Consider the following 20,245-nt stretch of genomic DNA (forward strand, 5'->3'; position numbering starts at 1 on the left):
TGTATCGTCTATCGTTTTTTTATCTGGGTGCTTAATGCCATTACAATCCTCGTTTGCTAAACCCGTGCTTTCTCTTGAACAACAACTTGGACAAAAGCTAATACTCGACTTTCGCTACTTTTGCCAGCAAGGAGTAAGTAATAAATGCCGAACTCCAATGACCGAGTTACCTAATGAGCTTGCCGTCGCTATTGCAAAATACGATATTGGTGGGGTTATTTTATTTTCTGAAAACACCCAATCGATAGAACAAACCATTACGCTTAATAGCCAATTGCAAACAGCTGCAAGTAAGTCCAGTAGTAAGCTGCCGCTATTTATATCTATAGATCAAGAAGGCGGACGTGTAGCACGTTTACCCCGCGATGTTGCTACCTCATTTACCGGTAATATGTCGATTGGCGCAACATACAAAAAACACGGAACAAGCTTTGCGACAAAAACAGCAACTGTTATAGCTAAAGAGCTAAATTCGCTGGGTATCAATGTAAACTACGCACCCACGGTTGATGTAAACATGAACCCCGACAACCCTGTTATTAACGTACGTTCGTTTGGTGAAAACCCAGCATTAGTGAGTAAATTAGGCGCCGCACAGGTTGCAGGATTTGAGAACAACGGCGTTATTACCTCGTTAAAGCACTTTCCAGGCCACGGCGATACAAACGTAGATAGCCATACAGGTTTGCCTAAAGTAAACCATGCAAAAGAGGTTATTTACGAGCAAGATTTAGCACCGTTTAAACATATTATCGCCAAGCAAAATCCAGGCATGATAATGACGGCGCATATTCAATATCCCGCGCTCGATAGCACAACGTTTGTAAGTGTTAATGGCAAAACTATGATAAAACCGGCAACAATGTCGCGCGCAATCATTACTGACATTTTACGTGGTGAGCTTAATTACCAAGGTGTTGTAGTAACCGATGCACTTGATATGGCTGGCATTAGTAACTTTTTCACACCAACTCAAGCGGTAATAAATACGTTTGCGGCTGGGGCTGACATTGCCCTAATGCCCTTTGAAATAAGAACACCGGATGATTTAAACAAGCTCGATGCCCTTATTAAAGAGCTTGTTGCAGCGGTTAAATCAAGCCAACTTGATGAGCAAGAAATAGCACAATCTGCACAGCGTATAATTACACTTAAAAATAAATTTAGATTAAGCACTAATTTTGACCCTATTACCGCGCTCATAAATGCTAAGCAAACAATTGGCAGTGCAGCACATCGTGAAATAGAAGCGCAGCTTGCTGTAGAGGCAATAACGCAAGTTAAAAATAATAACAGTACTTTGCCGCTCAATTTAAAAGCAGGAAGTAATGTTCATATTATTATGCCCGACACGCGTAAATGTATGGCAATGCAGCAAGCGATTGAAGCTATCAGCCAGCAAAAACTAAACTATACCTGTAGCAGCCTACAAGGGTTTAACCCTGAACTCGCAAAAGCACAAATACACGCTGCTGATGTAGTTATAGCCGGCAATGCAACGCCGAATCAAAGTGCAGTAGAAATTGGCGGTATGGATGATTTAAAAGACGATCCTAATTTTGCGCTTAATAATGCAGAGCAGCCAAAAGCACTTGAGTCATTATTAAAAGTGGCAAAAGAGGAAAACAAAAGCACTGTTTTTATAAGCCTAAGAGCCCCTTACGACATTGCTAAATTTGGCGATTATGCAAATGCTGTACTTGCATCGTATGCATATAATATTGATGTAGATAAAAATGATATTGTATCTGGTCCTGCTTTTACCGCACTTGCAAAAGTGTTACTAGGAGAAGCACCGGCTAACGGCGTATTACCTGTCACAATAAAACCGCAAAAGGCGCACTAATATGAAACTCAATTGTGATTTAGGCGAAAGCTTTGGCGCGTGGAAAATGGGGCTAGACGATGACGTAATGCCACATATTGATATGGCTAATATTGCGTGTGGGTTCCATGCAGGTGATGCCGACGTAATGGCAAACACTCTTGTACTTGCCAAGCAGCATAACGTACAAATTGGCGCTCATCCAAGTTATCCAGATAAGCAGGGCTTTGGTAGGCGCTCAATGGTACTTAGCGAAAAAGAGCTTACAAATTGCCTGCATTATCAAATAGCCGCTATTGAAGGGATGGCAAAAGTGCAAGGTTTAACACTTAGCTATGTTAAACCGCACGGCGCACTTTATAACGACATGATGGCTGATGAGCAAATATTACAAACCGTTATAAATGCAATTGCCAGCTACCCAACAGATTTAAAACTAATGGTTTTAGCGACTAAAAATGCCAATAAGCACATTAAAATAGCTAAAGATTCAGGAGTTGAGCTAATACTCGAGGCATTTGCCGACAGACAGTACACCGACGACGGGCATTTAGTTTCACGAAAAATTGAGGGCAGCGTTCATAACAAAGCGGCATTACTAGAGCAAGTTACTCAGCTTTTATCTGATGGTAGCGTGACAACGCAAACAGGAAAAAAACTAACACTCAACGCACATAGCTTATGTGTACATGGCGACAACGCCGATGGCATAGCGCTTATAAAAGATATAAAAGCACTTTGTGAATCAGTAAATTAGGCTTTTATCACAATCCTTAATATAAGCTGTAAACCCCCTTTACAGCTTTAACTCATAGAGTTAAATAAGAGCTTCATCGCATCCTACTGTTAATTTAATAATCCCTAACATATAACTACTTAGCAAATTAAAAAATAACAACAGGGATAAAAATGAAAAAGCTTTTAACACTTAGCCTCGTTTTAGGTTGTAGCAATTTAGCCTACGCTGAAACAAATACTCTACAGCTGCAAGATGTGTTTAATTTAGAATATGCGAATCAGATAGATATAACCGAAGACGGTAAAACCGTTTACTTTGTGCGTAATCGTATGGATATAAAAACAGATCGCAAAGTAGGTAACATTTGGTCTGTTGATTACAAAACTAAACAAATGCAGCCGCTAACCTCTGGCGTGCATATGGATTATTCGCCAGTACTCTCTCCTGATGGTCAACGCCTTGCGTTTATATCAACTCGCGATGGTAGCAGCCAAATATATATAAAATGGCTTAAAACAGGTGCTATGGCAAAAATTAGTAACTTAACCGCTAGCCCACGAGCGATTACATGGAGCCCTGATTCTAACCAATTAATATTTAGCATGTTTGTTCCAAGCGCTACTTCAGCGCCAGTGAGCTTACCGGGTAAACCAAAAGGTGCCACATGGGCAGAGCCTGCTAAATTTATTGATGATGTTTACTACCGTTCAGATGGTGGCGGTTACACACAAAAGGGCTTTAGCCAATTATTTTCGATTGATGCTAATGGTGGTAATGCCACACAACTAACTAATGATGAATTTGATAACGCAGGCGATGTAAGTTTTAGCAACGATGGTAAATCGCTTTATTTTTCTGCAAACAGGCACATAAACAACCAGCTAAAACCCACAAACAGTGAAATCTATCAGCTCGAGTTAGCCACACAAAATATAACTAAAGTTACAGACCGAAACGGACCTGACGAACAACCTAAAGTATCTCCCGATGGTCGCTACTTAGCGTACACAGGTTACGATGATAAACACACTAACTACGAAAACACTCAGCTTTATATTCGTGATTTAAAAACAGGTAACACAACAAGTTTAACGCCTAATTTTGACCGTAGCGTAGGACAAATAAAATGGAGTGCAAACTCAAAAGGCGTGTACTTTAGCTATGCAGATAAAGGGCAAACCGCCCTTGCGTATCAACCACGCAGTGGTAAACATAAAATAATAACGGAGCAAATTGGCAGTGTTGCATTTGGTCGTCCTTATTCTGGTGGCGACTTTGATGTAAGCGAAGATGGCGAAGTAGCCTTTACCCTTGCCGATACTCAGCGCCCTGCAGATATAGCAACTATTAAACGCGGTAAAGCACAGCGCTTAACTACGCTTAATAAAGATGCACTAGGTAGTAAGCAACTCGCCAAAGTGGAAGAAATATGGATTAAATCAAGCCATGATGAGCTACCTATTCAAGGTTGGATTGCCTACCCGCCAAAATTTGATAGCAGTAAAAAATACCCGCTAATACTAGAAATACATGGTGGTCCAGTAGCTAATTACGGTCCACACTTTAGCGCCGAAATTCAACTGTTTGCAGCCAAAGGAAATGTCGTTTTATACATGAATCCACGTGGCAGCGATTCATACGGTAAAGAGTTTGCACAAACTATTCATCACAATTACCCAAGTAACGATTTTGATGACTTAATGACAGGCGTTGATGCGCTAATAGCGAAAGGTTTTATTGATGAGTCTAAATTATTTGTAACCGGTGGCTCTGGCGGCGGTGTATTAACAGCTTGGATTGTAGGTCATACCGATCGCTTTGCTGCAGCTGTAGTTGCTAAGCCTGTTATTAATTGGATCAGCTTTGTACTAACTGCCGATTTTTACCCGTTTTTTGCTGATTACTGGTTTCCAGGAAAACCATGGGATCACATTGAGCATTACATGAAGCGCTCACCTATTAGCTATGTTGGTAACGTTAAAACCCCTACTATGTTGCTCACTGGAGAATCTGACTACCGTACACCAATTTCAGAAACTGAGCAGTTTTATCAAGCATTAAAACTACAAGGTGTTGATACTGCAATGGTGCGTATTCCTAATGCATCGCATGGTATTACAACCCGCCCATCAAACTTAATGACCAAAGTTGCCTATATTCAATGGTGGTTTGATAAACACACTAAATAATTAAAATTACATTTTTTATTCTTTAATTAAATAGTAAAAACAGGAAAGCCACTTTATTTTAAGTGGCTTTTTTATGGTCATAAAACTGTAAAGGGGGTTTACAGTTTTATCATATTAATTAATTTAAATAAGTATAACCTCAAATACAAGATTCAACATGTAGTTGAGTTGGTAAAATTTCGGTTTATAGCGTTTTAACAACTTTGAGTTGGTAAAAAATCGGTTTGAGCTACTGTTTATAGCCTCTCAGTTAGTAAAATGTTGTTTTGTGACGTAGCTAAGTTAGTAAAAAATCGGTTTATAAATTTAGTATTTTAACGCCATAAACTAAAAATCAGTAACTTATCGATATTTTTTAAGCTATTTAGCACTATTTTACTTCCTATATAAGCCGAAAACGGGGTTTACAGTAAGGTTAGTTAAACTCTGATCTAAAAATTGCCTACGTTAGTTAAATCGTGATCCAAAAAAAGTCATGTTAGTTAAAATCTGATCTCATAATGATTAAAACAATAAAAAAGGGCCTAAAGGCCCTTGAGTAACACTATCTAGTTAGGAAGTTAAAATTGATTCATGGTGTTATCTTCACCACCGGCTTTTAGCGCGTTATCACCAGAAAAGTACTCTTTGTGCGTATCGCCCATATTAGATCCCGCTAAATCTTGGTGTTTAACCGATGCTTGTTCACGACGGATCTCTTGGCGCTGTACATCGCGTACATAAGCCAGCATTCCCATATCGCCAAAGTAACCCTCAGATAAAATATCAGTGCTTAATGCTGCTGTATGATATGTAGGTAAGGTTATTAAGTGATGGAAAATACCGGCTTCACGTGCACCATCACGCTGGAAGTTTTGCACTAATAAATCGGCTGCTTGCGCAAGCTCTGTTGCATCCATTTCTGGTGCCATAAGCCCTTTATTATCAGTAATACTTGGGTAAGCGCTAAGATCACGACCTTCATCAGCCCATTCTTGGTAAACTTGCTCACGAAACTTAAGCGTCCAGTTAAACGAAGGTGAGTTGTTGTATACCAGTTTTGCATTTGGTACGTGCTCTTTAACCCGATTTACCAGCTCTGCTATTTGTTTAACATGCGGTTTTTCTGTTTCAATCCACAGTAAATCGGCGCCCGACTGCAAGCTCGTAATACAATCTAGTACTACGCGGTCTTTTTCTGTGCCCTCGCGGAACTGAAATAAGCCGTTATCTAGGCGAGTTGGTTTACATAGCTGACCATTAATTTTCATTGCTGTGTCGCCTTCATTTAAATCATCAACACCGTTAATTGGTGTGGTTTCTAAAAATGCATTGTACTGGCTTGCTAAGTCACCTGGTGTTTGCGACACCGGTACTTTTTGAGTAAGGCTGGCACCTAATGAATCAGTACGCGCCACAATAATACCGTTATCAATACCGAGTTCTAAAAAGGCGTAACGTACTGCGTTAATTTTTGCTAAAAAATCCTCATGCGGCACAGTAACTTTACCTGCTTGGTGACCACATTGTTTAGCGTCAGATACTTGGTTTTCTATTTGAATTGCACATGCACCGGCTTCAATCATTTTTTTAGCCAGTAAGTAAGTTGCTTCTTCGTTACCAAAACCGGCATCAATATCAGCAATGATTGGCACAACATGGGTTTCAAAGTTATCTATTTTATCAATAACAGCTTTAACATCACCGCCACTTGCTTTTGCCGCATCTAGATCGTTAAACAAGTGGTCTAATTCACGTGCATCGGCTTGCTTTAAAAATGTGTAAATTTCTTCAATTAGCGCAGGTACCGATGTTTTTTCGTGCATGCTTTGATCAGGTAGTGGACCAAATGCAGAGCGAAGCGCTGCAACCATCCAACCACTTAAGTATACATAGCTGCGTTTAGTTGTTTTTTGATGGCGCTTAATAGCCATCATCATCTGCTGTGCAGTAAAACCGTGCCAACACCCTAAAGACTGTGTGTATAGGCTTGTATCGGCGTCGTATGCAGCCATATCTTCACGCATTACATCTGCTGTGTATTGCGCAATATCAATCCCAGTTCGAAAACGGTTTTGTAAACGCATACGGCTTGCGTATTCAGGGTTAATGGCTTTCCATGCGCTGCCTTGTGATTGGCAAAGAGTAGAAAGTGTGTCTGTTTCGCGTTGATATGTTGTCATAATAAAATCCTTCGAACGAGTGTGTAAATTATTTTAATGTTGTGAGAGTGGCTAGGAGTGTGTGCTCCGTAGCGCTTAATTCAACATTAGGCTCCTTTTCTAGATTTAGTAAATTTATAGTTGTTATTGTGGCTATACATTTTGTGAATGGCTAAAAAGCACTCAACATTGCCTTTTTGAGTTATTGTTGACTTAACGCACAAGCGCACAACAACACAGCGACCGTTTAAGGAAGGCAATTATGACCCACACTCTCACACACTCAGGTTTAAGCGTAGACACACAACTCGCTGACTTTGTTAAAAACCAATTATTACCTGGCACCCATTTAAATGAGCAGCAGTTTTGGCAAAGCTTTGCCAGCATTGTGCAAACACTTACCCCTATAAACAATGAGCTCCTTGAAAAGCGCGAGTTACTACAACAACAAATAGATAACTATCATTTAGCGAATAAAACGTGGGATAGCGTTAAGTACCATGCCTTTTTGCAAGATATTGGCTACATAGTAAAAGAGCCTGCCAACTTTGAGATTGAAACCCAAAATGTAGAGCCCGAAGTAGCTCTTACAGCAGGTCCTCAGTTGGTTGTGCCTGTAAGCAACGCACGCTTTGCACTTAATGCCGCTAACGCGCGTTGGGGTTCGTTATACGATGCCTTATACGGTACCGATGTACTAAGCGAAGATGATGGTGCAGAAAAAGGCAATACCTACAATCCAGTGCGTGGCTTTAAAGTAATGGCTTACTCTCGCCAGTTTTTAGATAAAGCACTGCCACTTAAAAATGGGTCGCATATAGAAAGTACTAACTACTCAGTAGTTGATGGCGCACTATCAATCACTTTACGAGATAGCTCTCAAACTACATTAGCTAACCCATCGCAACTTATTGGTTATCAAGGTGAAGCGCAAAACCCCACTGTAGTACTACTAAAAAACAATGATTTACACATAGAGCTACACATTGATCATCACCATCTTATTGGTCAAGCAGATAAAGCCGGTTTAAAAGATGTAGTACTAGAAGCAGCACTGACAACTATTATGGATTGTGAAGATTCGGTAGCAGCGGTCGACGCAGAAGATAAAGTACAAGTTTATAAAAACTGGCTTGGTTTAATGCAAGGTAACTTAGTTGAATCGTTTAAAAAAGGTGATAAAACAATAGAGCGCACACTTCAAAATGACCGAATATACACCGCGCTCGATGGTGGAACGGTTACTTTAAAAGGTCGCAGCATGATGTTTGTAAGAAACGTTGGGCATTTAATGACTAACCCTGCGATTACCGACCTACACGGCAAACCGGTATTTGAAGGTATTATGGACGCCATGTTTACTGCAACTGCGGCATTGCATGACCTAAATAAAAAAACAGGTATAAAAAACTCAAGCGCGCAAAGTATTAATATAGTAAAACCCAAAATGCATGGTCCTGAAGAAGTTGCGTTTACTAACACTTTATTTAGCCATGTAGAAGAAGCGCTAAGCCTGCCTAAAAACACGCTTAAAATGGGCATTATGGATGAAGAACGCCGTACATCTGTAAACCTAAAAGCCTGTATTTATGCAGCAAAAGAGCGTGTTGTATTTATAAATACCGGATTTTTGGATAGAACAGGCGACGAAATTCATACCTCTATGCAAGCGGGCGTTGTGCTTCCAAAAGCACAGATTAAACAGCAACCATGGATACAAGCATATGAGGATCGTAATGTTGATATAGGTCTTGCCTGTGGCTTAAGCCATAAAGCACAAATTGGTAAAGGTATGTGGCCAATGCCAGATAAAATGGCATTAATGATGGAGCAAAAATTAGCACATCCTAAATCGGGGGCTAATACAGCATGGGTGCCCTCCCCTACTGCGGCTACGCTTCATGCAATGCATTATCACGATGTAAATGTATTTACTGAGCAGCAAAGTATAGCTAAACGTACTATTGCTAGCCTTAATCACCTGCTTACACCGCCGTTAATAGCAGATGCTAAAACGCTTTCAAAAGAAGATATTCAAAGTGAGCTTGAAAACAACGCACAAGGCATTTTGGGTTATGTTGTTCGTTGGATTGATCAAGGCGTAGGCTGCTCAAAAGTACCTGACATCAATCATATTGGGCTAATGGAAGATAGAGCAACACTGCGAATTTCGAGCCAGCACATGGCTAATTGGCTGCTTCATGGCGTTTGCACTGAGGCACAAATAAAATCAACAATGGCTAAAATGGCAAAAGTGGTAGATGGCCAAAACGAGTACGACAATGCCTATACTCCAATGGCAACAAACGAAAAAACACTTGCTAATAGCATTGCGTTTCAAGCAGCTACGGCACTGGTTTTAGAAGGCGTAACACAACCGAGTGGTTACACCGAGCCATTACTACATAGTTACCGTATAAAATATAAAGCACAAAAAACGAATACGCTTTAACTGCTTAACCAAGTAACTAAAGTTCAAGTTAAGTACTAAACCAGCTTTTAAGCTGGTTTTTTATCGCCTAAAATTAAAATAACAGCACTTTTATGACATTTTTAAAATATATATTCAAATAAACATAACGAGCATGAATATTTAACATTTATTCAAACGCAAAAAAGCGCGTTTTGCATACACAAAACACGCTTTTTTATAGTTTTAACAGCTTAGGTTTAGTTTTTTATAATCGCATTGTGATAAATATTTTGTACATCGTCACAATCTTCAAGCATATTTATAAACTTATCAAAATTAGCAATAACGTCTTCATCTTCAATTTCAATATTAACTTGAGGAATAAACGTAATTTCGTCTACTTCAAAGTTAATGCCTTCAAATGCGCCTTCAAGAGCTGTTTTAGCTTTAAAGTATTCTGTTGGTGGTGCAAATACCGACACTTTACCGTCCTCGGCTTCAACATCGCTTACATCAACATCTGCCATCATTAAGGCTTCTAATACAACTTCGTCGTCATCGCCCGCAAAGCCAAGTACCGCATAATGATCAAACATATGTGCTACACAACCAGGTGTGCCAATTTTTGAGTCTGTTTTAGTAAAGGGTAAACGTACGTCTTTAATAGTACGATTTGGATTGTCGGTTAAACAATCAACAATAACCATACAATTACCAGGGCCATAACCTTCGTATCGTGCAACAGAGTAATCTTCCCCTGCTCCACCGGCTGCTTTCTCAATTGCTTTTTCGATAACGTGCGCGGGAACTTGATCTTTTTTTGCTTTTTCGATTAGGCGGCGCAGTGTTTGATTTACTTCTGGATCGGGTTCGCCATTTTTTGCAGCAACGTAAATCTCTTTACCATATCTTGAGTTTACTTTTGTTTTTGCATTAGCCGTTTTGATCATAGAACTTTGACGAACTACAAATGCTCTGCCCATTTTGTGCCTCTAATGAATACGTTACGTTTTGCGGTATTTTACCAACTCAAAACGTATAGGGCTAGCTCTGCAATGGGCAAAACTTGATTAATAAAAACTTTTATAACTACATACTTATTTCAGAATAAATGAAATAGCACGCTATTTAACATAACTCTATTTTTTCTGAATAACTATCGACTAATCCCACTAATTCAAAAAAGTCATGTAAAACGTAATCGGCTTGAGCTGCATATGTTGGCGTTATTTCTGGAGCATATAAACACGCGCGCATATTTGCATTATGTGCAGCTTGAATATCGTAAAGGTAATCGCCCACATATAATAAATTTTCAACACTAATATTCCAAAGTGTGGCAATTGCATTTAAAGCACTTGGATCTGGTTTTGCCGGTGCATCACTTCTTGTTAAAACAGTATTAATAGGCAGTGGATTATTTTGCAGCTTAATTGCAGCTGCCTTATCAAAATTACGAGTGACAATAGCCATAGGAATTCCTCTGGCTTTTAATGCTTCTACCGCTTCGCTTACGCCAGGTAAAATACGAGCATGCTGCGCATCAACTAACTCGTGCTGATGAACTATATTCATTGCCTCTTCGCGCATATAAGGGGAAGGAAGCTGTGCAATGTAATCAAGTAAATCTTGTTCACTTGGGCAACCAATTTGTGCCTTTATTAGTGAAAAATCTAATTCAGAAGATACTAAGGTCCCATCTAAATCAAAAATAACACCATAAATAGCTTCTATCTGAGTGGTCATATCAATCCTTGAATTTTATAGTAATCAATTAAATATACTTTAAACATAAAATGCTCTACTGCTTATACCCAACTAATGGGAATAAATGACACCAATTATATTTTTAATAATGCGATAAACACATCAATCTATTGATAATAAACTAAAAATAAAAAGTTTAGTCCATATTTATAGATTGCGCAAAACAAGGGAAATATACAATACTAAACACTTAAAATTTACGTAAATTTACATATAACAGATCAATTATGAACATGACTTAAATGGAAGAAAAAAAATGCGCGTATATTTAATATACGCGCATTATGAGGAAGGTATTAGTTAACTAATTATTAACTTTACTCAAAGCGAGCTTCAAGCCAAGTATCATCTTGAGCAAAGTTTAAAGTTTTAATTTTACCTTTGCCCTCAACATTAACCATATTTACTTGAGACGGCCACAAATCACGCAGTGCACCATTACTCATTCTAATCCCTTCAATATCTTTAGGGATCGGCGCTTCTTGGTAAACCCAAAAAAACTTACCATCAACTTGTGCTCCTACAAAGTTAAGCGGTAAAGGTTTACCATTTAACGTTTGTAATGCCACATGTGATTCAACATACTTAGCAAAGCGTTGCTGATCGTCTTTATTATTAATGATATCGATTTTGCCTTTAAACAATGTTCCTACGGCATGTTCGGTATCGTGTAAATAAAAACGATGCATTAACTCAATGTTGTGCGTACGTTTATTAAAAAGCACCGTTGTAACTGACGATTTTAGCTGATGCGCCATGCTCGGCGCAGCAACTAAAAAACAAACAACAATAAGCAAAAAGCGCATTATTGCTGCTCCTCACCGTCATCCTTTTCGTCTTCTTTCTCATCGCTTTTAAGCTCAGTTTTAATATCTTGCATGATATCGCGACTCACTTTAGCTTTACTCTTTTCCTTTTTAAACACTTCGATACGTGAAGGAATAATGCGGCGTGGGTAGTTATTGTTTTCAACATCTACGTCAGCTGTTTCCCAACCTGAATCGACAGTAACCGATACAAGCGGTTTGTTTTTATCAGTAATAATTAGCTTTTGAACGTTTTTGTAATTACGACGCCAAATTTCAGCTGGAATGTAACGATCTTCTTTGCTGCCATCTTCATATGTTAACTCAAGCAAAATAGGCATTACCAAACCACCAAGGTTTGAGAATTCCATTACATAATAGTTTTTATCTTCTTCTAAAGCACGTTCAAGCGTTTTGCGCTCCCACGGCTCAAGCCCTTTTAAAAACTTGTTGTACGAGTTACGTTCTTTATTGGTTACAGTAAAGCGATCATTTTCGTCATAAAAATCGGTAACATCAGGATTTTGCTCAACCCATGTTTTTTTGCCTTGTGCGCGGTTACGCTCAACAAATAACGATGTAGGCTTGTCTGCTTCAATATCACGTAGACGGTTGTAATCAATATCAGGGTTTTTAGTATCTAAGCGCAATTGATACACTTTATCTACAGAGATATCTACATGGTCTGTGGTGTAAAACCAGCCACGCCAAAACCAATCTAAATCAACACCCGATGCTTCTTCCATAGTACGGAAAAAATCTGCTGGGGTAGGGCGCTTGTATTTCCAACGCTGAGCATACTCTTTAAAAGCAAAGTCGAATAAATCACGGCCTAAAATAACTTCACGTAAAATATTAAGTGCTGCAGCAGGTTTAGTATAAGCATTAGGGCCTAAACGTAGTACGCTGTCTGACTGAGTCATAATTGGCACTTGGTTTTGTGACTTCATGTAGCTCACTATATCGCGAGGCTCAACGCCCCAAGGAATAGTAGGATCCCATTCACGACCAGCAACGCCATCTAAAAAGCTATTTAAGCCTTCATCCATCCACGTCCATTGGCGTTCATCTGAGTTAACAATCATTGGAAAATAAATATGACCCACTTCATGAATAACTACGCCAAGTAAAAAGCGTTTTTCAGCTTGAGAATAAGTACGTGTACCATCATCTTGTAGCTTAGTGCGCGGACCATTAAAGGTAATCATTGGGTATTCCATACCGCCAACAGGGCCATTAACAGATTGAGCTGTTGGGTATGGATAATCAAAAGAATACTTAGAGTACACTTCCATTGTGTGTACTACCGCTTCAGTTGAGTACTTCTCCCATAAGTCGCCACCTTCTTTAGGGAAAAACGACATAGCCATAACTAAAGGCTGAACGTCACCACCTTGTTGATAGCCTTTTGCATCCCACATAAACTTACGAGAAGACGCCCAAGCAAAGTCGCGTACGTTTTGCGCTTTAAAGTGCCACGTTTTAGTTTTGTCAGTGCCTTCTTTTTCGTTTTCTAGCGCTTCTTCTGCGTTAACAATAAATACAGGGCGCTTAGATTTTTCAGCTTCTTTTAAACGTTTGCGCTGAGTACTTGTAAGTACTTTGCTCGCGTTATCAAGCTTACCAGTAGCCGATACAATGTGATCTGCAGGAACGGTAATTTCTACATCGTAATCACCAAACTCAAGCGTAAATTCACCAGAACCCAAAAATGGTTTGTTTGTCCATGCTTCATAATCGGTATAAGCGGCTAAGCGAGGAAACCACTGAGCAATTAAGAATATGTCGTTGCCGTCTTCTTCAAAATGCTCGTAACCAGAACGTGCACCTACAGCATCTTCTTCAACAATGTTGAAGGCGAAGTTCATGCTAAATTCTACTTCTTTACCTGGTTTTAATGGCTCGTTTAAATCAACGCGCATTAAAGTATCAACAACAGTTACACGCAGCTCTTTGCCGTCTTCGTCTTTAACACCACTAATAGTGTAACCAAGTTCGTTGTCGCTCATAAATTGCTGACGACGTAACTCACCTAAACTTAATTTAGCTGGTTTTTGAGCTGGTAAGCTTTCTAAAGTGCTTTTAAATGTTTTTGTTGTTTCGGCAATTGAATCACTTTTAAAAATATTTTGATCTAACTGTAACCATAAATATTTAAGCGTATGCGGTGAGTTATTTTTATATTCAATGTTTTGGCTACCGGTAATACGATGCTTTTTTTCATCTAGCTTTACATCAATATCGTAATTAACACGTTGCTGCCAGTATTTTTCACCTGGTTCGCCAGCCGCACTACGGTAAACATTTGGTGTTGGCAAAGCTTCGTCAAGTTGACGAAACTTATCAACATAAGAACCTTTTGTTTGCTCAACTGAAGACGCCATAACTGCACTCGACATTGCCAATGGCAATACAAAAGCGCTCAGCGTAAGAACTGTTTTTTTCATTGTTAGTCCTGATAGATTTTAGTAGGCGTACTTTGACAAAATAATGGCTATTGTTCAATAAATTAACGACAAAGTGCAGCTTTTATAAGGTGGTATTCACTAACGTTTTACAGCTTTTTATTATGTATAAAACTATGACTAAAATAAACGGGAGCAAAACTGTAAAGGGGGTTTACAAAAAACACAATCATTCAGTATCAAAATAGGAACAAACAACTCGATTTATAGGGTTCATCCCTAATTCATTACAACAAACTACAGTGTAGGTATGTTTATTAACTTACATTAACTTCAAATTACATTAGTAAAAAAGAGAGACTGCTATGAAATTTTATATTGTTAAAAAAGATCAGCAGCTCGAAGCTATTCCAGCTGAAGAAGAATTGCTTGAAAGTTACCAAAGTAATAATTACAAATACGTAAATATAGTGTCGGCATGTAACAAACAGGATGCGCTAAAACGACTCCCATCTATGCAAAAAAGTAATAAGAAATGGGTTATTATTGGCGTAAATATTGCCGTAGTATCAATATTTTTAACTATTTCTACCATAAATTAAAAATAGTTAATTTATTGGTTGATCTTTGGTGCCATTTGTATTTAAAATCGCCCACCTTTTTATTTGAGGCAAATAAACTCGTCACGTTTATCCTCAAATTAATATCGATTACTAGCAAGAAATGCGGTGGGCTTATGGATTTTTATATCCTAAAAAAACAACAAGAACTAATTGCTATCCCGGCAAATGAGAACAACTGTAAACAGTATCTCGATTCTGGTTATTTTTACATTGATAAAGTAGCAGCTTGTAACGAAACTAATGCGTTAAAAGTTTTACAAACAAAGCAAACTAAAACCTTAAAATACCCTTTAATGATGGCACTTTTAGCATTACCTGTGGTTTTTGTTAGTTGGTATAGTTTAACCTAGCACTAATGCAGGCTCTGGGCTTGCATCTTTAAATGTCTTGGGTATATTGGCGCTCTTACGGTTTTATTAAGAGCGCGACATGAAAGTCCTCCACACCTCAGATTGGCACCTTGGCCAACAATTTTACGAACACGATCGCCGTGTTGAACACCAAGCCTTTTTTACCTGGTTATTAACCACTCTTGTTGAACAACAAATAGATTTACTTTTAGTTGCTGGCGACATTTATCATACAGCGACTCCAAGTGCTAGCGCCGAAAATCAGCTTTATCAATTTATTAAAGACGCCAAAAAAGCATGCCCACTATTACACGTGGTAATTATTGCGGGTAACCACGACTCTGCAAATCGTATTCTGGCAGCCAAACCATTACTAGCACAGTTTGATACGCACGTAGTAGGCCGCTTTGATGCTACAACACCCGATGAAACTGTTATTACCATAAATACTAATGGTAAACGCGCTGTAATCGTTGCTATGCCATTTTTACGTGCAAGCGATGTAAGTTCACTTAGCCAAAGTGAAAGCGGCCCTAGCTATGCACAAGGCGTTGCAAAAGCTTACGAACTTGCCTTAGAGCAAGCTGTTAATATAAATGAGCAAAACTCACCATTAATAGTTATGGGGCATTTACACGCTAAAGGCGGAGATATATCAAGTGATTCTGAGCGTAACTTAGTAATAGGCGGTGAAGAGTCTATTTCAGCTAATGTATTTGGTAAACATGCCAACTATGTTGCCCTTGGGCATTTACACAAAGCGCAACAAGTTGCTAAAAGCGATGTTATTCGCTACAGCGGCACACCCATTCCAATGTCGTTTGCAGAGCGTAATTACACGCACCAAATAAATGTTGTTGAGTTTATTACTGATGAAAAACAACAGATTAGTACAACTGTAAACCCCCTTTACATTCCACGCTCTGCCGATGTAATTGTTTTACCAAAAGGGGAGTGCGTGCCATTAAGTGAACTGTGCGAGCAAATTAAAGCACTCGACACATCACAAAATACAGTAGCGCCTTATTTACGTGTGAAGCTTAAATCGAGCGATACTGACACCACCTTCAGAGAGAAAATAGAACAAGCGCTTGAAGGTAAGCATATTAAATTTTGTGGTATTGAACGCGTACGCGAGCAATTAGCTAACAATGACGACAACACCGTATTTGAAGATTTAAGCGAGGTTGAAATGCTCAACCCACTTAATTTATTAGAACAAGCATTTGCAAACGATAAAGACATGGCAGGGCAAAGCGTACCCGATGAGCTAAAAGCACTTTTAAGTGACGTGATAAACGAGCTAACGGAGCAAGAACAACTATGAAAATAACCGCAGTTCGTATTCATAACTTAGCCTCAATTGTTGACGCTGAAATAGACTTTACTAAAGCCCCATTAAAAGACGCGGGTTTATTTGCCATTACAGGCGATACCGGCGCAGGTAAAAGTACCTTTTTAGATGCGATATGCTTAGCGCTTTATACAAAAACAGCACGGCTACGTGGCGATAAAGGTAATTTAATTGAGTTTAACGGCGACAGCATTAAGCTAAATGATGCGCGAAACTTACTACGTAGAGGCACCTGGGAAGGCTACGCTGAGGTTGACTTTTTAGGGCAAGATAAACAGCTTTATCGTGCGCGCTATACAATTTCACGCACCCATAAAAAAGTAACAGGCAAGCTTAAAGTTGCAGAGCACACTTTAGTAACCCTGCCAGACGAAACCCTAATAGCTGATAAAAGCCACACAATAAAAGAAGTTGAGAGCAAAATAGGGCTTAACTTTGAGCAGTTCTCGCGTGCGGTGTTATTAGCGCAACACGAGTTTGCTGCATTTTTAAAAGCCACTGGCGATGAGCGAGCGCAACTTTTAGAGTGCTTAACAGGCACCGATAAGTTTAGCCGTATTGGCGTGCGTATTTTTGAACGCCATAAAGAGCAAGTAGCAAAGCTTGAAGCGCTTAAAGCAGGCCTTGAAAGCTATACTCTATTAACACCAGAAGAACTTGAGCTACAACAAACCAAGTTAGCCGATTTAAAAGCGCAAACCGAACACGCTAAAAAAGAGCTGACCAAAACTGAAAAAGCACTTAGCTGGTATCAACAAGCAGCAGTGCTTGAGCAAAACTTACTCCAAGCGCAGCAAACCCAGCAACACGCAAGCTCAGCGCTTGAAAGTATCGCTGAGCAAAGCGAGCAAGCAAAACAAGCTAAACAAGCGCTTGAAATAAAAGATAACCGCAGTCGCTTTACTTTGTTAACTGATCAAAACACAGCGCAAAATGAGCAAATTACAACGCTTAAAAGTGTTGATCATTTAGCGGTAATTAACGAGTGTAATACCGCGCTTACTAAACACACCGAGCAGCTTAATAACGCAAATGAGCAAAAACAAAATGCAGCGCCCGTTATTGCTAAAGCGCGCGAGCTCGACAGCAACATTGCTTTGCAAAGCCAAAGTATAAAAGGTACTGAGTCACAAATAGCTAAAGAGCAAACGCAACTTGATGAACTCAATCAGCAGTTAAAGCAAAGCAGTAACGAGTTAGAGCTTGCTAATACCGACTCTACAAAAAGCCAGCAATGGCTTAATGAGCATGAACAGCTGCATGTTTTAGCAAAAGATTGGAGCTACTATCAGCAAAGCTTTAATACCTACTTAAATGCACAACAGCAATTAACTGCAAACCTTGCACAAAGCCAAACTCTTAATAACGAGTTTGCAAATCAGAGCGATCTTTTAAATACACAAAATAATAAAGTGCAGCAGTGCGAGGCGTTAGTTAATAATGAGCAATCGGCATTACAGGTATTAAATAATCAGCTCAATGCATTTAATGCAGAGCACTGCGACGTACAGCTAAAGAGTATTGATTACTTAAAAGAGCAACGCGAGCGTTATGGGCAATTTAACGCAGAGCTAAAACAAAGCACGCAACGCCAACAAGTGCTCAACCAGCAGCTAAATGAAAGCCAGCAAGCTCACGCTTTACTTAACCAAAATTTAATAACCAGTGAGCAAGCGCTAAAAGGCAGCGAGTACGCACTTAACCAAGCGCGTTTAAGAGCCAGCGAAAACGTAGAGCATTTACGTACTGAACTTCGCCCTAATGAACCTTGCTTGGTATGCGGTGCTACTGAGCACCCGTATGCGGTAAATCAAAATCAGCAATTAAATAACTTAATTACTGATTTTGAAAATGCTTTTAATACCGCTAAAAAGCAATTTGATCATGCACAAAGCGAGCTGCATAAGCATCAAACTCAACATGCTGTATTAACTGCTGAACATGGACAACTTGAGCAAGTAATACAAACAGCAAAAGCTAAACAGCTTGATATTAAAAATACCATGCAAGGCGCACGTACCGAGCTTAACGACTTAACGGCCGACCAGCTTGAAGTCACTTATAAGCAGTTAACGGAGCAAAAAGCGCAATACTTTGAGCAACAAAAACGCCAGCGTACACTGCAAACCAAAGTAAATGAGCTACAAGCAGCACTCAAAGCAGAGCAGCAAGTACAGCAGCAATTGAGTAATAAACAGCTTGAGCTTACACATCAGCAAAACCAAATAACGAGTAAGCATAGCGAACTAAGTGCGCAAATTAACGAGCTGGGTACAACGCTTAATAGTCAATTTGAAAACAGTGATTTTTGGCAACAACTGCAAGCCAATACGCTTGAACTTGCCCAGCTGCATGAGCAAGTTACGCAGTACCAGCAAACTCAAACGCAACTTGAGCAGAGCCAAAAACGTCAAGACACAGCTAATGAGCAAATAAAGCAGATCACACCGCTTATAAGTAACAACGAGCAATCGTTAAAAGCACTTAATGAGGAGCTCATTAAAGCTAAAGCGCTATTAAGCACTGTGCAAAGTGAGCGCTTAGCATTATTTAATAACGAGCAAATAAGCGCAGACGACTACCAAGCAAAGCTCACAAGTGAGCAAGAGCAAAAGCAATTGCTGGTTCAAGCTAGCCAAAAAGCACATGACGATGCTATTAAGCAGCGAGACGAGCACGCTATAACGCTTAAAAACGCAGAGCAACGCTTACTTGAAAACAGCCAAGAGCTAGCAACGCTTGAGGCACGTTATAACGAGTGGTTTAGCGACTTTAAAGCGCAATTTAGCAATGCAACGCACGAACAGGTCAAAATTTTACTAACGCTTAGTAGCGATGTTATTAAAACGCATTTAAATCAACACGAGCAGTTAACTCAAGCGCTAACCGATGCAAACGCCGCATTAAAACAGCAGCAGCTTACGCTTGAAAAACACAACAGTAGCGATAAACCAACACAAAGCGCAGAGGCTTTAAGTACGCAACTAAGTAGCTTAAACGAGCAACAAACGCAGCTGCAAAGTTCATTACTGGCAACCAATACCGCTATTGAGCAACATTTTCAAAACGCTAAAGCGCTTGAAGGTAAGCAAGCTGAGTTAACTAAGCTTAAAACGCTGGTTGAACAGTGGCACTTACTTAATAAAGTATTGGGCGATGCAACAGGTAAAACCATGCGTAATTTAGCGCAAACACAAACCTTAAAAATATTACTGCATTATGCGAATAGCCATTTAAAAACGCTCAATAAACGCTACGAATTAACGGCAATAGCGCAAACACTCGACATTGCGATTATCGACCGTGATATGGCAGACGAGCAACGCTCTGTTAATACACTCTCGGGCGGTGAGTCGTTTTTAGTATCGCTAGCGCTTGCACTTGGTTTAGCATCACTTTCATCTAATAAAGTGCAAATCAATTCTTTGTTTATTGACGAAGGGTTTGGTACGTTAGATAGCGAAACCCTCAGCATTGCAATGGACGCACTTGATTCATTACAAGCACAAGGTAGAAAAGTAGGCGTTATATCGCATGTAAGAGAAATGAGCGAACGTGTAGCGACTCAAGTACATGTAGCCAAAAAGCCAGGTGGATATTCCACAGTTGAAGTTATATAGCTATTAGGGAGTT

Annotated in this window: 13 protein-coding genes; 8 read left to right on the forward strand and 5 right to left on the reverse strand. The window is 39.5% G+C overall.

What is annotated here, in order from left to right; translation table 11 throughout:
* Nucleotides 1-34: 34 nt before the first annotated feature.
* The 3 genes from GQR56_RS14575 to GQR56_RS14585 all read left to right on the forward strand — a co-directional run bounded on the left by GQR56_RS14575 (nucleotide 35) and on the right by GQR56_RS14585 (nucleotide 4,753).
* On the forward strand, nucleotides 35-1,846 hold the full coding sequence (locus GQR56_RS14575) for a glycoside hydrolase family 3 protein (RefSeq protein ID WP_166112760.1): 1,812 nt from the start codon (nucleotides 35-37) through the stop codon (nucleotides 1,844-1,846).
* 1 nt (nucleotide 1,847) lies between these two features.
* Entirely contained in the window at nucleotides 1,848-2,582 is a 735-nt protein-coding gene (locus GQR56_RS14580; RefSeq protein WP_166112763.1) for a 5-oxoprolinase subunit PxpA, read from the forward strand.
* A 152-nt stretch (nucleotides 2,583-2,734) separates the two neighbouring features.
* Entirely contained in the window at nucleotides 2,735-4,753 is a 2,019-nt protein-coding gene (locus GQR56_RS14585; RefSeq protein ID WP_166112766.1) for a S9 family peptidase, read from the forward strand.
* A 560-nt stretch (nucleotides 4,754-5,313) separates the two neighbouring features.
* On the opposite strand, the gene GQR56_RS14590 is transcribed toward GQR56_RS14585, so the two are convergent.
* Nucleotides 5,314-6,915, reverse strand: coding sequence for an isocitrate lyase (locus GQR56_RS14590; protein WP_166112768.1), 1,602 nt, complete (start codon nucleotides 6,913-6,915; stop codon nucleotides 5,314-5,316).
* A 241-nt stretch (nucleotides 6,916-7,156) separates the two neighbouring features.
* Here GQR56_RS14590 and GQR56_RS14595 point away from each other — a divergent pair, with 241 nt between their 5' ends.
* Nucleotides 7,157-9,346, forward strand: a complete 2,190-nt coding sequence (locus tag GQR56_RS14595; protein ID WP_166112771.1) for a malate synthase G — start codon at nucleotides 7,157-7,159, stop codon at nucleotides 9,344-9,346.
* A gap of 218 nt (nucleotides 9,347-9,564) precedes the next feature.
* Here GQR56_RS14595 and GQR56_RS14600 read toward each other — a convergent pair whose 3' ends face one another.
* The 4 genes from GQR56_RS14600 to GQR56_RS14615 form a co-directional block, all read right to left on the reverse strand.
* Complete coding sequence (locus GQR56_RS14600; RefSeq protein WP_024613112.1) at nucleotides 9,565-10,290, reverse strand: YebC/PmpR family DNA-binding transcriptional regulator; 726 nt, start codon at nucleotides 10,288-10,290, stop codon at nucleotides 9,565-9,567.
* A 145-nt stretch (nucleotides 10,291-10,435) separates the two neighbouring features.
* Nucleotides 10,436-11,053, reverse strand: a complete 618-nt coding sequence (locus GQR56_RS14605) for an HAD-IA family hydrolase (protein WP_024613113.1) — start codon at nucleotides 11,051-11,053, stop codon at nucleotides 10,436-10,438.
* Nucleotides 11,054-11,391: 338 nt separating this feature from the next.
* Nucleotides 11,392-11,880, reverse strand: a complete 489-nt coding sequence (locus GQR56_RS14610) for a DUF6702 family protein (RefSeq protein ID WP_166112774.1) — start codon at nucleotides 11,878-11,880, stop codon at nucleotides 11,392-11,394.
* The gene (locus GQR56_RS14615) at nucleotides 11,880-14,327 is read right to left on the reverse strand and encodes a M1 family metallopeptidase (protein WP_166112777.1); all 2,448 of its coding nucleotides are present in this window, start codon (nucleotides 14,325-14,327) and stop codon (nucleotides 11,880-11,882) included. Before GQR56_RS14615 ends, GQR56_RS14610 begins: the two co-directional genes overlap by 1 nt.
* 323 nt (nucleotides 14,328-14,650) lie before the next feature.
* Here GQR56_RS14615 and GQR56_RS14620 point away from each other — a divergent pair, with 323 nt between their 5' ends.
* From GQR56_RS14620 to GQR56_RS14635, 4 genes are all read left to right on the forward strand, one after another.
* On the forward strand, nucleotides 14,651-14,887 hold the full coding sequence (locus GQR56_RS14620) for a hypothetical protein (RefSeq protein WP_166112780.1): 237 nt from the start codon (nucleotides 14,651-14,653) through the stop codon (nucleotides 14,885-14,887).
* A gap of 134 nt (nucleotides 14,888-15,021) precedes the next feature.
* The gene (locus tag GQR56_RS14625; protein ID WP_166112783.1) at nucleotides 15,022-15,258 is read left to right on the forward strand and encodes a hypothetical protein; all 237 of its coding nucleotides are present in this window, start codon (nucleotides 15,022-15,024) and stop codon (nucleotides 15,256-15,258) included.
* A 79-nt stretch (nucleotides 15,259-15,337) separates the two neighbouring features.
* The gene (locus tag GQR56_RS14630; RefSeq protein WP_166112786.1) at nucleotides 15,338-16,585 is read left to right on the forward strand and encodes an exonuclease SbcCD subunit D C-terminal domain-containing protein; all 1,248 of its coding nucleotides are present in this window, start codon (nucleotides 15,338-15,340) and stop codon (nucleotides 16,583-16,585) included.
* Nucleotides 16,582-20,232: an AAA family ATPase gene (locus tag GQR56_RS14635; RefSeq protein ID WP_166112789.1), complete on the forward strand. Its 3,651-nt coding sequence runs from the start codon at nucleotides 16,582-16,584 to the stop codon at nucleotides 20,230-20,232. Before GQR56_RS14630 ends, GQR56_RS14635 begins: the two co-directional genes overlap by 4 nt.
* The last annotated feature ends 13 nt before the right edge of the window (nucleotides 20,233-20,245 follow it).

The sequence above is a fragment of the Pseudoalteromonas sp. Z9A5 genome, assembly GCF_011378875.1.
Lineage (GTDB): Bacteria > Pseudomonadota > Gammaproteobacteria > Enterobacterales > Alteromonadaceae > Pseudoalteromonas.

Coding starts and splice junctions, on each gene's coding strand:
- GQR56_RS14575 (WP_166112760.1), top strand. CDS start 35: ATGCCATTACAATCCTCGTTTGCTAAACCCGTGCTTTCTCTTGAACAA.
- GQR56_RS14580 (WP_166112763.1), top strand. CDS start 1,848: ATGAAACTCAATTGTGATTTAGGCGAAAGCTTTGGCGCGTGGAAAATG.
- GQR56_RS14585 (WP_166112766.1), top strand. CDS start 2,735: ATGAAAAAGCTTTTAACACTTAGCCTCGTTTTAGGTTGTAGCAATTTA.
- GQR56_RS14590 (WP_166112768.1), bottom strand. CDS start 6,915: ATGACAACATATCAACGCGAAACAGACACACTTTCTACTCTTTGCCAA.
- GQR56_RS14595 (WP_166112771.1), top strand. CDS start 7,157: ATGACCCACACTCTCACACACTCAGGTTTAAGCGTAGACACACAACTC.
- GQR56_RS14600 (WP_024613112.1), bottom strand. CDS start 10,290: ATGGGCAGAGCATTTGTAGTTCGTCAAAGTTCTATGATCAAAACGGCT.
- GQR56_RS14605 (WP_024613113.1), bottom strand. CDS start 11,053: ATGACCACTCAGATAGAAGCTATTTATGGTGTTATTTTTGATTTAGAT.
- GQR56_RS14610 (WP_166112774.1), bottom strand. CDS start 11,880: ATGCGCTTTTTGCTTATTGTTGTTTGTTTTTTAGTTGCTGCGCCGAGC.
- GQR56_RS14615 (WP_166112777.1), bottom strand. CDS start 14,327: ATGAAAAAAACAGTTCTTACGCTGAGCGCTTTTGTATTGCCATTGGCA.
- GQR56_RS14620 (WP_166112780.1), top strand. CDS start 14,651: ATGAAATTTTATATTGTTAAAAAAGATCAGCAGCTCGAAGCTATTCCA.
- GQR56_RS14625 (WP_166112783.1), top strand. CDS start 15,022: ATGGATTTTTATATCCTAAAAAAACAACAAGAACTAATTGCTATCCCG.
- GQR56_RS14630 (WP_166112786.1), top strand. CDS start 15,338: ATGAAAGTCCTCCACACCTCAGATTGGCACCTTGGCCAACAATTTTAC.
- GQR56_RS14635 (WP_166112789.1), top strand. CDS start 16,582: ATGAAAATAACCGCAGTTCGTATTCATAACTTAGCCTCAATTGTTGAC.